This window comes from Acidobacteriota bacterium, from assembly GCA_034211275.1.
Taxonomy (GTDB): Bacteria; Acidobacteriota; Thermoanaerobaculia; order Multivoradales; family JAHZIX01; genus JAGQSE01.
Window position 1 is genome coordinate 1 of the sequence record JAXHTF010000043.1, and the last position, 14,037, is coordinate 14,037.

Annotated in this window: 13 protein-coding genes; 6 read left to right on the plus strand and 7 right to left on the minus strand. The window is 66.8% G+C overall.

All coding sequences use genetic code 11. The features are described from left to right. Nucleotides 1–219 (minus strand): EVE domain-containing protein (locus tag SX243_09405; GenBank protein ID MDY7093174.1); only part of this gene is annotated, 219 nt, incomplete at its 3' end. 148 nt (nucleotides 220–367) lie between these two features. Here SX243_09405 and SX243_09410 point away from each other — a divergent pair. The 3 genes from SX243_09410 (at nucleotide 368) to SX243_09420 (ending at nucleotide 2,788) form a co-directional block, all read left to right on the plus strand. Continuing rightward, complete coding sequence (locus SX243_09410) at nucleotides 368–826, plus strand: YtoQ family protein (GenBank protein ID MDY7093175.1); 459 nt, start codon at nucleotides 368–370, stop codon at nucleotides 824–826. Between the two features lie 43 nt (nucleotides 827–869). Continuing rightward, the gene (locus tag SX243_09415; GenBank protein ID MDY7093176.1) at nucleotides 870–1,838 is read left to right on the plus strand and encodes a DMT family transporter; all 969 of its coding nucleotides are present in this window, start codon (nucleotides 870–872) and stop codon (nucleotides 1,836–1,838) included. 89 nt (nucleotides 1,839–1,927) lie between these two features. Continuing rightward, nucleotides 1,928–2,788: a hypothetical protein gene (locus tag SX243_09420; protein MDY7093177.1), complete on the plus strand. Its 861-nt coding sequence runs from the start codon at nucleotides 1,928–1,930 to the stop codon at nucleotides 2,786–2,788. Nucleotides 2,789–2,815: 27 nt separating this feature from the next. Here the strand turns inward: SX243_09420 and SX243_09425 are convergent, their stop codons facing one another. From SX243_09425 to trxB, 3 genes are read right to left on the minus strand one after another with little or no spacing between them, the layout of a single operon-like run. Beyond that, nucleotides 2,816–3,907, minus strand: a complete 1,092-nt coding sequence (locus SX243_09425; GenBank protein ID MDY7093178.1) for a VWA domain-containing protein — start codon at nucleotides 3,905–3,907, stop codon at nucleotides 2,816–2,818. Nucleotides 3,908–3,933: 26 nt separating this feature from the next. Then, nucleotides 3,934–5,442 carry a magnesium chelatase gene (locus SX243_09430; protein MDY7093179.1) on the minus strand — a complete coding sequence of 503 codons (1,509 nt, stop codon included), beginning with the start codon at nucleotides 5,440–5,442 and terminating at the stop codon, nucleotides 3,934–3,936. Next, complete coding sequence (gene trxB, locus SX243_09435; protein ID MDY7093180.1) at nucleotides 5,442–6,401, minus strand: thioredoxin-disulfide reductase; 960 nt, start codon at nucleotides 6,399–6,401, stop codon at nucleotides 5,442–5,444. The genes SX243_09430 and trxB overlap by 1 nt, the downstream gene beginning before the upstream one ends. Before the next feature lie 150 nt (nucleotides 6,402–6,551). Between trxB and SX243_09440 the strand changes: the two genes are divergently transcribed. Next, nucleotides 6,552–7,976, plus strand: a complete 1,425-nt coding sequence (locus SX243_09440; protein MDY7093181.1) for an L-serine ammonia-lyase — start codon at nucleotides 6,552–6,554, stop codon at nucleotides 7,974–7,976. 124 nt (nucleotides 7,977–8,100) lie between these two features. Next, a complete protein-coding gene (locus tag SX243_09445) occupies nucleotides 8,101–8,634 on the plus strand; it encodes a ferritin (protein ID MDY7093182.1) in 534 nt (177 codons plus the stop codon). Between the two features lie 41 nt (nucleotides 8,635–8,675). On the opposite strand, the gene SX243_09450 is transcribed toward SX243_09445, so the two are convergent. Further along, nucleotides 8,676–9,551, minus strand: a complete 876-nt coding sequence (locus SX243_09450) for a hypothetical protein (protein ID MDY7093183.1) — start codon at nucleotides 9,549–9,551, stop codon at nucleotides 8,676–8,678. Nucleotides 9,552–9,705: 154 nt separating this feature from the next. On the opposite strand from SX243_09450, the gene SX243_09455 reads away from it, so the two are divergent. Beyond that, on the plus strand, nucleotides 9,706–10,752 hold the full coding sequence (locus tag SX243_09455) for a hypothetical protein (protein ID MDY7093184.1): 1,047 nt from the start codon (nucleotides 9,706–9,708) through the stop codon (nucleotides 10,750–10,752). A 9-nt stretch (nucleotides 10,753–10,761) separates the two neighbouring features. Here SX243_09455 and SX243_09460 read toward each other — a convergent pair whose 3' ends face one another. Further along, nucleotides 10,762–11,961: a cystathionine gamma-synthase gene (locus SX243_09460; GenBank protein ID MDY7093185.1), complete on the minus strand. Its 1,200-nt coding sequence runs from the start codon at nucleotides 11,959–11,961 to the stop codon at nucleotides 10,762–10,764. 266 nt (nucleotides 11,962–12,227) lie between these two features. After that, complete coding sequence (locus tag SX243_09465; GenBank protein MDY7093186.1) at nucleotides 12,228–14,021, minus strand: hypothetical protein; 1,794 nt, start codon at nucleotides 14,019–14,021, stop codon at nucleotides 12,228–12,230. Between the last annotated feature and the right edge of the window lie 16 nt (nucleotides 14,022–14,037).

Consider the following 14,037-nt stretch of genomic DNA (forward strand, 5'->3'; position numbering starts at 1 on the left):
GGCTTCCTTGGAGACCCGGGCTAGCCCTACGATAGCCGGTGGCTTGGTGCGGGAGTGGTAGTACAGGACCCCGTCTCCGACCTGCATGTCGTCGCGCATGAAGTTGCGCGCCTGGTAGTTGCGCACACCGTCCCAATAGGTGGAGCCGTCCTTGCGCAGGTCGTCGAGGCTGTAGGCGTCAGGCTCGCTCTTGACGAGCCAATAGCGTCTCGGTTTCATATTCCAATCATTCCTTTCGTTGGCTGCTAGCTCCGGCAGGAGCCGGCCAGAAGGATACCAGCGTGGGGCGAGACCGCTACAATGATGCCGAGGGGGCACTTCCCGTTCCCGAGATGAGCTCATCGAAGATTTCAACACCGAGGAAAGAATGGACAAGACCTGGAACGTATACCTGGCCGGAGAGATTCATAGCGATTGGCGGGAGCAGATTCGCCAAGGGGTGGAGGAGGCCGGCCTGCCGGTGCGCTGCACCTCTCCGGTGACCGATCACGCCGCCAGTGACGATTGCGGTGTCGCCATCCTGGGAGCCGAGGAGAAGGGCTTCTGGAAGGATCACAAGGGGGCGGGGCTCAACTCCATCCGCACCCGGACCCACCTGAAGGACGCCGACGTGGTGGTGGTGCGCTTCGGGGACAAGTACAAGCAGTGGAACGCCGCCTTCGACGCAGGCTTCGCGGCGGCTCTGGGCAAACCGCTGATCATTCTCCACGGTCCGGAGCTGACCCACGCCCTGAAAGAGGTCGACGGCGCCGCCGAGGCGGTGGCGCAAGATCCCCAGCAGGTAGTGGCGATCCTGCGCTACGTCATCGAAGGACGGCTGAGCTGAACCCATCCGCCGGCGGAGGAGCGCCGGAAATCAGGTTGCGCTGATGGAGCCCTCGGTGCTCGCCGGCCAGGTCGCCTGCCTGACCGCTGCCTTCTGTTGGGCCTTTTCCGTCGGCCTGTTTCGCCGGCCCGTGGCGGATTACGGTGCCCGAGCGGTCAATCTCGGGAAGAGTTGCATCGCGACGGTGCTCCTGGGGCTCACCAGCCTGGCGCTGGGGCAGTGGCCGGAGTTGTTGCGGGTGCCGGTGCCGGCGCTGCTGCTGGTGGTGGCTTCGGGGGTGGTGGGGATGAGCTTCGGAGACACCGCTCTCTTCGCGGCGGTACAGCGCCTGGGGGTGCATCGCACGCTCCTGCTGCAGACTTTGGCGCCGGTGTTCACGGCGATTTTGGCCTACGCATTCTACGGCGAGCGGCTGGGCCCTCGGCAGGGGCTGGGAGCCTTGGTGATCCTGGTGGGGGTGGTGGTGGTCATCGATCCACGGTGGCGGAGGAGGCCCGTGGGTTCCTCCGCAGCACCGGATGCAGAGCTGGCGGTGGCTGAAGTACCGGAGGTCACGAGCGCAGCGGTACCGGCTGCTTTCTCCGGCGCCGGCGTGGTTCTGGCGGTGCTGGCGGCGCTGGGGCAGGGCTCGGGAGTGGTGCTGGCGAAGGCGGGAATGGAGGAGATGCCGGTGCTGCTGGCGAGCTTCGTACGCTTGACGGCGGCGGCGGCGGGCTTGGTGATCGTGCTGACCCTGAGCCGCCGCCTACGCTCTGCCTCGAAGGTGCTGGCGCCGGCGGGCCTCCGGCGCCTGGTAGGCCCCGCCTTCTTGGGAACCTACGTGGCCATCCTGCTGATGATGTTGGGCATCGCCTGGGCGCCAGCCTCCCTGGCGGCGGTGCTGTTGGCGACGACACCGGTCTTCGGTCTCTTCGTGGACTCGTGGATGGAGGGGACGCCCATCACGCTGCGGGGGCTGGTGGGCACGGCGGTGGCGGTGGCGGGGGTGGCGATCCTGAGCTTGCCCGGATAGTCGCTGGAGGCGGGACGGAGTTTCTGTTTCTGTCGACCGGTGGGCACAATAGGAGGATGAACACTCTCGCATCCAGAATGCTTTCGCTCGTGTCCGTTGGATTTCTCCTGGCGCTGGTGGGCTGTGCCTCCACGCTGCCGCGCTGGGAGGCGGTGCCGAGCTCCTCAGCGGCGGCGGAGCAGGGCCTGGCGCTGGTGGAGCGCTCGGTGGAAGCTCACGGGGGCGATCTCTACGAGTCGGTGGAGGATCTGAGCGTTCGATACGACGGCACCTGGGGCAAAGTCGCGGTGCGGGTGCAGCCGGAGCTGACGGACAGCGAGTACCGCAAGTCGTCGGAGGAGCGGCTGATCCTCGAGCCGGGGATCATCGCGCAGCTTCACACGGGGCCGACTGCAGACAAAAGAAAAAAGGTCTACCGAGATCGGACCGGGGCATCGGTCTTCTACTCGGGAGAGAAGACACCGGACGAAGATCAAGCGAAGGCCTCGGCTCTGGTGGCGGATGTCTACCGCATGCTCATCCTGGCGCCGTCCTACTTCCTACACACCGGCAACGAGCTGCTGCCCCTGGACACCCAGCGGGAGAACGGCCGCGTCTACGATCGGGTGGTCACACGGTTGGAGCCGGGGCTGGGCTTCTCGGCGTCGGATCGGGTGGTCCTCTGGATCGACCAGGAGACGGGGCGCTTGTTCCGCCTTCATTTCAGCCTCGAAGGCTATCCCGGAACCCAAGGCGCCGACGTCGACATCACCTTCTCCAACCACCGCGAGATCGAAGGCTTCCTCTGGCCGACCCACTTCCGCGAACGCATCCGAGCCCCCATCCGCGCCTTCGCGCACCAATGGAACCTCCTGGGCCTCGACCTCAACCGCGGGCTCACGGCGAAAGACCTGGAGGGCGACGGCCCCTACCGTGGGGCAGCCGTGGCCCCGGCGCGGGATCTCCCCTAGCCTCCCTGGCGTGCGATGGACGACGGCCTATCGAACCCGGCGGCGGCGGTTTTTGATGTAGTCGGCGAGGATGAACTCGCCCAGATTGGTGGGTGAAGCGAAGTAAGCGCGGCCGCGGTTGATTTGGGTCATCTTCTCCACGAACTCCGTGAGCATCGGATCCGTGGCGATCATGAAGGTCGTCACCACCACCTTCTGGCGGCGACACTGGTCCGCCTCCTCCAGCGTGCGGTTGACAATGCGCATGTCCAGACCGAAAGGATTCTTGTAGATCCGGCCGCCGTCGGTGATGGCGGAGGGCTTGCCGTCGGTGATCAGGAAGATCTGCTTGTTGGGCTGGCGCTGGCGGGAGAGCATGCCGCGGGCCAGCTGTAGGGCCTCGGCGGTGTTGGTGTGGTAGGGCCCGGCCTCCACGTAGGGGAGGTCGCTCAGGTCCACCGGCTCAGCCCGGTCACCGAAAAGCAGGACACCGAGATAGTCCTTCGGATACTTCGTGGTGATCAGCTCCGTCAGCGCCAGGGCCACCTTCTTCGCCGGGGTGATGCGGTCCTCGCCGTAGAGGATCATGGAGTGGCTGATGTCGATGGCCACGATGGTGGCGCAGGAGGTGAGGTGCTCGGTCTCATAGACCTCCAGATCCTCCTCTTCCATCGCCAGGCTGCGGCCGCTGGTACGCCGTAGAGTGTTTTGCAGCGAGCGGGCGGCGTCCAGGTGGTGGAGCTCGTCGCCGAAGCGGTAGCCGCGGGTCTCCGGCAGGCGCTCGATGCCGCCGCCGGCGTCGCGCACCGGGTGGTACCCGGGGCCGCCGCGGTCGAGGCCCTGGAAGATTTCCTCGAAGGCGCTACGGCGGATGCGTCGCTCGCCGCCGGTGGTCAGCGCCAGGCCGCCTTCGCCGTCGCTGCCCACCAGCCGTTGCTCCTGCAGGCTTTGGAAGAACTCCTCCAGATCCACGCTCTCGTCGATGTAGCCCTCCTGCTGGAGGTAGCGCATCCACTCCATGGCCTGCTCGACGTCGCCGCCGGAGGCGAGGACCAGCTGGTTGAATACCTGCTGGAGCTCCTGGGCGGCCATCAGGCCGCGGATCAGGTCCGGATCGAGGTAGCGGTAGCGGTGGCGCAAGGGTTGGCGGGCCTCCTCGGTTCGGGTCAGTTGACGTCGCCGCGGCCCGGGCCTCGGCGACGCGGTTTGAGCAGCTGGAACTTGACCATTTCCTTGTAGCTGACCTGGCTGTCCAGATCCTGGCGGCCGAGCTTCAGATGCTGATGCAGGCCGTCGAGGATGATCTCCGCGCCCAGGCATTGGCGGTGGGGCTCCTCGCCGTAGGTGGCGGCGAGCTCCATCAGGCCGGGGACCTGCTCCAGCTGGCGGCGGTATTCGTCGAAGGGGAGCTCGTCGGAGAGAGTGACCTGGTTGCCGTCGGCGAACCAGGCGACGATGCCGGCGTAGGGGCCGGTGTCGTCCTCACCGCCGCTGCCCACCTCGCGGCCGACTTCCGGGAAGCGGGCGTCGAAGGCTTTCTTCACCGCCTCGCCGATGATCTGCCGGGCCACCACCTCGGGGCCTTTCTGCTCGCCCTCATAGACCATCTCCACCTTGCCGGTGATCGCCGGCAGCAGCATGTGGAGATCGCAGAGGCGGGCGTGGACCGGGGACTCGCCGGTGATCAGGGCACGGCGCTCGAGGTTGGAGACCAGGAGCTCGAGGGCGGAGATGGCGACCCGGGCGCTGACCCCGGAAGCCTGATCCACCATCTCGCTCTCCCGGGCCGCATGGGTGATCTCTTCGATCAGCAAGCGAATCTCCGGGGAGACCTCCACCCCTTCCACGTCGCGATCGGTCCAGGCCTCGGCGGCGGTGATCTCGGCGGAGGTTTCGGCGTCCGTCGGGTAGTGGGTGAGGATCTGAGAGGAAATGCGGTCCTTCAAGGGGGTGATGATGCTGCCGCGGTTGGTGTAATCCTCGGGGTTGGCGGAGAAGACCATCATCAGATCCAGGGGGATGCGCACCGGGAAGCCGCGGATCTGCAGATCCCGCTCCTCGAGGATGTTGAACAAGCCCACCTGGATGCGCGGCGCCAGGTCCGGCAGCTCGTTAATGGCGAAGATTCCGCGGTTGGTGCGGGCGACGATGCCGAAGTGGATGACCTCCGGATCGGCGAAGGTGAGCTTGCGGGTAGCGGCCTTGATGGGGTCGATGTCTCCCAGCAGATCGGCGATGGAGACGTCCGGGGTGGCGAGCTTCTCGTTGTAGCGCTCCTCCCGGGGCAGCCAGGCCACGGGAGCGGCGTCCCCCGCCTCTTCCACCAGCCGCTGACCCCAGGTGGAGATGGGGGCCAGGGGATCGTCGTTGAGCTCGCTGCCCTCGAGCACCGGGATCGCTTCGTCGAGGAACTGCACCAGGGCGCGGAGGATGCGGGTCTTGGCCTGTCCCCGAAGCCCCAGGAGGATGAAGTCGTGGCCCGCCAGCACCGCGTTGACCACCCCGGGGATTACCGTGCGGTCGTAACCCACGATGCCCGGGAAGAGGGGCTCTCCGGCGCTCAGGGCCTGGCGCAGGTTGGCCCGCAGCTCCTGCTTGACGGTGCGCGGCCGGTAGCCGGTGGCCTTGAGAGCGCCGAGGGTGGTGGGGCGAGATGGCTGCTTGGGATCGGTCATCAGTCGTGGGTCTCCAGCCAGCGTTCGGCGTCGATGGACGCCGCACAGCCCGTACCGGCGGCGGTTACCGCTTGTCGGTAGGTGGGGTCCATGGCGTCGCCGCAGGCAAAGACGCCGGCGATATTGGTGCGGGTCGAAGGAGTCTGGACGTGGATGTAGCCGACGTCGTTCATCTCCAGCTTGCCGCGGAATAATTCGGTGTTGGGTTGGTGGCCGATGGCGATGAACAGTCCCTGGGTGGCGAACTCGCTCTCCTCACCGGTGACCGTATTCTTCAGCCGCAGTCCGTGGACGCCGTCCTCGCGGCTGCCCAGAACCTCGGTGACGGTCTGATTCCACAAGAACTCCACCTTCTCGTTGTCCAGCGCCCGCTGCTGCATGATCTTCGACGCCCGCAGCTCGTCCCGGCGGTGGACGACGGTCACCTTGGTGGCGAATTTGGTCAGGTAGGTGGCCTCCTCCATGGCGGAATCGCCGCCGCCGACGATGGCCACTTCTTTGCCGCGGAAGAAGAAGCCGTCGCAGGTGGCGCAGGCGGAGACGCCGTAGCCCATGAGCTCCTGCTCCGAGGGCAGGCCCAGCAGCTTGGCGGAAGCACCGGTGGCGACGATCAGACTGTCGGTGGTGTAGGTGCCCTCGTCGGTGGTGATGCGGAAGGGGCGCTGGTCGAAGTCGACGACGGTGGCGGCCTCGAATTTCACCTGCGCACCGAAGCGGCGGGCCTGCTCGCGCATGCGGTCCATGAGCTCGGGGCCGAGGATGCCCTCGGGAAAGCCGGGGAAGTTTTCCACGTCGGTGGTGATGGTCAGCTGGCCGCCGGGCTGATTGCCCTCCAGCACCAGGGGAGCCAGGTCGGCGCGGGCGGAGTAGAGCGCGGCGGTGAGGCCGGCGGGGCCGGAGCCGAGGATGGTCACCCGAAAGTGGTTGGAGTCGCTGCCTTGGGTAGCGGTGGAGGTCATGGTGGGCTGCTCCTATACGGAAATCGGCGCCCCCGCGGGCGCCGTCGGTGGTCGTTCAGCGCGCCAGTATACCAGCGGTGTCGAGGCTTCCCGGAGCCCTCTTGAGGGGGCCGCGGGGGGAGCGTACAATGCGCCCCGGAGGTCGCCACCGTGGCACTGAGTGTCTTCGATTTATTCAGCATTGGCATCGGTCCGTCCAGCTCTCACACCGTTGGTCCCATGCGCGCGGCGAAGCAATTCGTCGAGCGTTTGGCGGCCCAGGGCCGGCTCGGCGAGACCCGGCGAATCCGGATCGAGCTCTACGGCTCCCTGGCCTTGACGGGCAAGGGACACGGCACCGACCGGGCGGTGCTCCTGGGCCTCGAGGGCGAGGCTCCGGAGACCCTGGACCCGGACTCGGTAGACGGTACCTTGGAGCGCATTCGGAGCGAGGGATCGGTGCGTCTGTTGGGAGAGCAGCCCTTGGTCTTCGACGAGACTCGGGATTTGCTCTTCCTGCGGCGCAAGTCCCTCCCTCTTCATCCCAACGGTATGCGCTTCACTGCTTATTCCTCAGCGGGCTCATCCGACGCGGCGTCGCCAGCAGAGGACCAGGTCGTCGAGGAGCCGGTCGTGGAGGAGCGGGTCTACTACTCCGTCGGCGGTGGATTCGTGGTCACCCAGCAGGATGCGCGGGAAGACCGCCTGGTGCGCGACACCACCGCCATCCCGTATCCCTACGCCAGCGGCGCGGACCTGCTGCGGCTGGGGGCGGAGCACGGGCTGCCCATCTATCGCCTGGTGTGGCACAACGAGCTGTGCTGGCACAGCGAGGAGGAGATCCGCTCCGGCTTGCGGACCATCTGGCAGGCGATGCAGGACTGCGTCGCCCGGGGCTGCCGCGAGCCCGGGGTGCTGCCGGGCTCGTTGAAGGTCCCGCGGCGGGCCTCGAAGCTCTACCAGGAGCTCTCCAGCCGCCCCGAGGAGGGGATGAAAGATCCCCTGACGGTGCTCGACTGGGTCAATCTCTACGCCCTGGCGGTGAACGAGGAGAACGCCGCCGGCGGTCGGGTGGTGACGGCCCCCACCAACGGTGCGGCGGGGATCCTACCGGCGGTGTTGCACTACTACACCCGCTTCGTCCCCGGCGCCGACGACGAGGGAGTGCTGCGCTTCCTCCTCACTGCCGGAGCCATCGGCATCCTGTACAAGGAGAACGCTTCCATCTCCGGCGCCGAGGTGGGCTGCCAGGGGGAGGTGGGGGTGGCTTGCTCCATGGCCGCCGCCGGGCTGGTGGCGGCGGTGGGGGGAACCAACGAGCAGGTGGAGAACGCCGCCGAGATCGGTATGGAGCACAATCTTGGGCTGACCTGCGATCCGGTGGCGGGGCTGGTGCAGATCCCCTGCATCGAGCGCAACGCCATGGGAGCGGTGAAGGCCATCAACGCCGCCCGCATCGCCCGCCGCGGTCAGGGCGGACAAAAAGTCTCGCTGGACAAGGTGATGCGTACCATGCAGCAGACCGGCGCCGACATGAAAACCAAGTACAAAGAGACGTCCCGCGGCGGTTTGGCCATCAATGTGATCGAATGTTAGGGAGGTCGGCGGCCGTGGAGTGTCTCTGCGGTGCGGACCGAGCCTTCGGGAGCTGATAATTGACGATCCTCCGGCACGGGTTTCCCGGAACCGTGGAGTGCCGGATGGGAAATAGCAGGAGACCATGACCATGCGACTACGAGCCAGTGATCGCCTCATCGATGCCCTCAACGAGCAGATCGGCAACGAGATGTACGCTTCCATGAAGTACATCTCCATCGCCACCTACTTCGACGACGAGACCCTGCCCACTCTGGCGCGCTTCTTCTACCGCCAGTCGGAGGAGGAGCGGGAGCACGCCATGAAGTTCGTGCGCTTCATCCTCGAGCTGGGGGGCCGGGTGCGCATGCCCGCCATTCCGCAGCCGACGGCAGACTTCGAGTCGGCGGAGCACGCCGTGCAGCTGGCTCTCACCTCGGAAGAGAAGGTCACCGGGCAGATTCAGCAGCTGGCCCGCATCGCCGAGGACGAGCACAACTACCTGGCGCGGAACTTCCTCAACTGGTTCCTCGACGAGCAGCTGGAGGAGGAAGACACCATCGAGGCGTTGCTCAACACCATCCGCCGCGCCGGCCCGGAGCGTCTGCTGGACGTCGAGGCCTACCTGCAGCGGGAAGCTTCCACCATCGGCACGGGGGCTCCCGAGGGCGGCGAATAAGAACGCCGGGGGCCGCCGGCGCGGCTTTTCACCACAGGCTGTTAGCGGCGGTAGCGCTGAGTCAGCAGTTGATCCAGGTGCGCGTCGATCCAGGCGCGGGCTTGGTGATAGTGCACGTAGAGCGCCTCGCGGCGCCGGAACTCCGGCGTGTGCAGCCGTCGGCGACCTCCCACTACCGTGGCCGGTAGGTCGGCGTGGAGCATCTCGTGGTGCACCACCGACTCCACCACATAGAGCGGCACATCCACCCGGTCGAGGACCGGGTGGATGCGGATCAAGCCCTGCTCCGGCCCCGCTGGCAGCGGCCGGAAGGTACCCAGGTGGATGCTCTGGCGCCGCCGCCGCTTCCGCCGTCGGGGAGGGGAGGGAGATTTTCCCCAGCCGATGGCAACCTCCAGGCGATTTTCGAAGTATTGATGGTTGATACGGTCGCGGATCTCTCGCAGGTCGAAACATTGCCCCTCGGCGCGGAGGCTTCGTCGCCGGGGGCGTGGAGGAGCAGGGGAGTCCGCCGGGGCCTGGCGTCGATCCTCCCAATGGCCGCGGAAGTGCTCGCGGAGCACTGCCAGGGCCTGAGGTTTGCCCCGGCGTTCGCCAGCGGCGACCCGGCCCAGGGCCTCCAGCACCGGCTCCGGAGCTCCGGCGAAGCACCAATGCACCCGCACATCGAAGCCGTCCGGGGTCGGCCGGGTGGACACGATGGTGCTGCGATTGTTGGTCAGGGTGAGCTTGGCCAGGTTTCCCGGCAGCCGGCGGTGGAGCTTGTGGAAGAACTCGTCCGCCGGTTCCCCCAGGTGGCTGCGGAGAGCTGCGGGGACTCGCACGGCGGGATTCTCGGCAGCATCCGCCAGCTGTTTCTGGGGTTTACCGAATAGCCGCAGCTGATTTTCGGCGCGGGAGCGGGGGCCGGAAGCCATGGTCGGAGGCTAGCACTTCAGCCCGGCCGCCGGGAACGATAGAATAGGAAGGTTTTGGGATCTCGCAACAGACCCTGAGGGTCGATCGCCCGCCGCCGGGATCCTCCGGCGGCTTCGGCGCAGGAGTAGGATCGTGATTACCGGCAGCAAAGAAATGACGACCACGGTTCTCCAGGAGCACTTGGACGAGTTGCTCCAGCGGGCCGACGGCATGGACTTCACCGTCTCGGAGGAGACCCAGCGGGTGCCTGCCATCACCGAGGTGGTGCCCGGAGTGCGCGATCTGTTGGACTCGGCGGTGGAGGTGTTGCGGGCGATTCAGCAGCTCTACGAATCCGATGCGGTGCTGCAGAAGGTCGTGCCGGAGGACAGCGATCCCGATTCCCTCACCGATATCGGCGTGCTCATCTCCACCGAGATGGCCGCTCGGGGCATCGCGGACCTGGCCTTCGTCGCCCGTGGCGACTTGATGGCCTGCCGCCAGGAGCTCGCCAAGGCGGTGGAGCGGGAGAGCTATTGGCAGATGGCGTCCCGCTGCGACACCGGCTACCGACACCTGCGGCGCGCGCTGATCTCCGTCGAATCGGCGATCTACGAGTTCGAGGGGCGGGAGCCCCCCCGGCGCCCGTGGGTGGATCTCTCCACGTCCCTGGAGATTCGGGAGGCTTTTGGAGGGCTCCGCCGGTCGGTGCTGGTGGACGAGAACGACCCCGCCCTCGACGTCGAAGCGCGCCTGCACCGGATGGCTGAACGGCTGGTGGCGCTGCGGGGGGAGCGCTACTACCCGCTCCTGCGCTTCGACGACCGGGTCGCCGTGCGCCGCCTCTACCAGCGCATCGTCGAATGGCAGGAAGGGCGCGCCGACGAGGAGGTGACCGGCCAGCGTCTGTGGCGGGACGTGGTGGGCTTTGCCGAGCTGCTGCGCCAGATCAACCACCGCGAGGAGCTGCGGGAGCACGATATTCGAACCGTGGCGACCTTGCTGCAGAAACTGGGGCCCCGCGGCACCAGTCCGAAGCCGCTCTCGGAAAAGGCTCAGGAGGAATTGTTCAGCCTGCGGGGGCTGGACAACGAACTAGACGGCCTCCTGGAGGTGATGGAGAGCTCCCCCGACGAGTCACCGCCGGACGAGCTGCGGACGGAGCTGGAGCGCCTTCAACGCTCCATGCTCCCCGGCGCCGGCCGCCGCGGGCCGTTCTAAGGCCCCGTTTCAGCCCCCCGCGCCCACCGCCGCCGGACGGGCGATGGTGCTCAGGGCTTCCTCCAGGTCGGCGATGAGGTCGCCGGCATCTTCGATCCCCACCGACAGCCGGATCAGCCCCGGATCCACCGCCAGGTCCGACTCTGAGACCGATAGGTGGGTCATGGCGGCGGGAACCTCGATGAGGGATTCGACGCCGCCCAGGGACTCGGCGAGGGTGAACAGGCGGGTGGTTCGGGCCACCTGAGCCGCCGCCTCGGCGCCGCCGGGGACGATGAAGGAAATGATGCCGGCGCCGCCGGCCATCTGCCGCTGCGCCAGCTCGTGCTGGGGGTGGCTCTCCAAGAACGGATAGATCACCTGGTCCACCATCGGCTGGCGCTCCAGGAAACGGGCGATCTCCAGGCCGTTGGCGCTGTGGGCGGCCATGCGCAGGGCCAAGGTCTTGATCCCCCGCAGGGTCAGGAAGCAATCCATCGGGCCGGGTACCGCGCCGATGCCGTTCTGGAGGAACTTGAGCTCCTCGTAGAGCTCGGCGTCGTTCACCACCACCATGCCGCCCACCACGTCCGAGTGGCCGCCGATGTACTTGGTGGTGCTGTGGATGACCAGGTCCGCCCCCAAGGGGAGAGGACGCTGGAGCATCGGCGAGGCGAAGGTGTTGTCCACTCCCAGGAGGGCGCCGTGGTCTTGGGTGAGCTCGGCGATGGCGGCGATGTCGGTGAGCCGGAGCAGGGGATTGGTGGGGGTCTCCAACCACACCAGCCGGGTGCTGGGGCGCAGCGCCTGGGCCACCGCTTCCCGGTCTCCGGTATCGACGAAGGTGAAGTCCAAACCCTGGCGGCGCAGGATCTTGTCGAAGAGGCGGAAAGTGCCGCCGTAGACATCGTTGCCGGAGATCACATGATCCCCCGGCGAGAGCATTCGCAGCACCGTGTCGATGGCCGCCATGCCGGAAGCGAAGGCAAGGGCGTGCTCGCCCTCCTCGAGGGTGGCCATGGCGGTCTGCAGCGCCGTGCGGGTGGGATTGTCGGTGCGGGAATACTCATACCCGGAGTGCTGGCCCACGTCCTTCTGGGCGTAGGTGGAGGTCTGATAGATAGGAGTCATGACCGCGCCGGTCATGGGGTCCAGCTGGACACCGGCGTGCACTGCCCGGGTCTTGGGAGCGAGGTTGGAAGCGGGATCCTTGGTCGAACGATCAGACATGGAGAAGGCTCCTGATGAAGGTGCCCACGATGAAAAGACCCGTGATGAAGGGTTTCACGGTGGGCTGAATCCTCGTCGGTGAATTCGCGAGAGCTCTGGAAGGAGCGCCGGCGAGGATCGATTGAGTCGAAAGTCCGCGCGGGGACCGGCGCGGCTGAGGGAAGGTTCCAGGTCCCTTCCCGAACTGATTGTACGTGCTGTACGCGAGAGGGTTCAAATCAGGACGAGATGAGTCCTCTTCCCGTCCCGGATCCATGGGCTGCAGCTCAGAAAGTCTCCCGGGTGGTCACCAGGAATTGAACGCTGTCGATGGAGGAGTCGCCGTCCAGGGGGAAGGCCAGGTCCACGTGCAGCATATTGCCGAAGCCCGAGCGGCTGGGGCTGATGCGCAGACCGAAGCCGACGTTGGTGAGGGTTCCGAGCTCGTCCGGTCCTTCGGCACCGGTGAACCAGGCACGGCCCACGTCGACGAAGACCGCGCCGCCCACGTAGGCCAGGCTGAAGGGGGTCCAATCGGTGAAGAAGCGTTGCTCCAGCGTCAGCAGGGCGCGGCGGTCGCCGCTTTGATAGCGCAGCGGATAGCCCCGCAGTCCCGAATCGCCGCCGAGGAGCAGCTGGCGTTCCGGATCCAGGTTCTCGTTGGCGTCGAGGCTGAGCAGCGCATAGAAGGTGTGGCGACTCCAATTCCGCCAGTAGAAGCGGCCGCGGACGCCGGCGCGCAGATTCTCCTCGCCGTCGCTGCCGAAGCGGGAGGAGAGGTAGCTATCGAAGAGCAGCAGCTGGTCGTCGCCACGCTCGAAGCCGGCGCCGTAGCTGGTGCGCAGCACCCCGCGGTCCCGGTCGCCGCCGAAGGCCGACGACGACCAACCCAGCCGAGCCCGCAGCCGATGGCCCAGGGGGAGATCCTCGGTGCGGCCCATGAGGTGCACATTGCGAGTTTTGAGGAAGCGGTTCTGGGCGAATTGGTACTCCAACCAGGGGTAGGCCAGGGTGCGCTCCACCAGCGGCTCGCCGCGGCTGCCCAGGGCGCCTTCCTCGAAGCGGTCCTGTTCGTAGGTGAAGCCGTGTAGCCAGCGGTGGCTGCCGTCCTCCTGCAAGCCCTTGGACAGGCCGCCGCGAACCTCCACCAGGGTTTGTTGGTGACGCACCTCGCCGCTGACCTCGCCCAGGCGATAGAAGGAGTCGATGCGATCGCCTTCCACGATCTCCAGTCCCGCCGCCCAGCGGGTGTCGAGGGAGAAGAAGGGGCGGTCGATCTTGAGCTTCTGATAGTCCCCGTCGCTGTTGTCCGAGTACAGAAGCTCCATGCGGGCTCGGCTCTGCAGCAGATTGGGGTCGCGGTAAGCGAAGCGGGTCTCGGTGCGGTCGATGCCGGTGGCGTGGCCCAGCACCAACTCCTTGCCGCTGCCCAGGAAGTTGGCATCCTGGATCTCGAAAGAAGACTCGGTCTCGCCGCCGCTGCGGTTCACCGACACTCCCACCTGTAGGGTCCACACGTCGCGGGTGACCACCGCCAGGTCGACCCGGTTGTTCTCGTAGCGGATGGGCCGCACCTCGGCGTCGTAGAGGAAGCTCTGAGAGCGCAGGATGCGTTCCGACTCCTCGATCTTGTAGTGGGAGTAGCGCTCCCCCGGGGCGAAGAGAAGATGGCCTTCGATGACCCGCTCGTGGGTCTTGGGATGGAGCCGGTTGGCGAGGCGGAAGAGCCTGTAATTTTCTTCCGGATTTTCCGGATCGAAGATGTCGTTGGTCACCACGCGCACGTCGCCGATGACCGCGCCGGTCGCTTCCAGAACCTCCGGGGACGGCACGGGGCGCCGGGGCCGGGGGCCGCGCAGCCGAGGAAACGTCTTGGCATCGCTTGGGCCGCCGCGCCGAGCCGTTTCCGAAGCGCTCTCCTCAGAAGCTTCTCCCGCCGCCTCTTCGTCTGCAGCGGCGGTGTGGGCACTGGAGACGATCCACGCGGCAGTCGGCGCCACGGGGACGGCCGTAGCGGGGGAGCCGCCGGCGTCGGCGGTGCACAGCAGACCGCCGAGGGCGAGAATGACCAAGGAACTCATGAATTTTCGATCCACA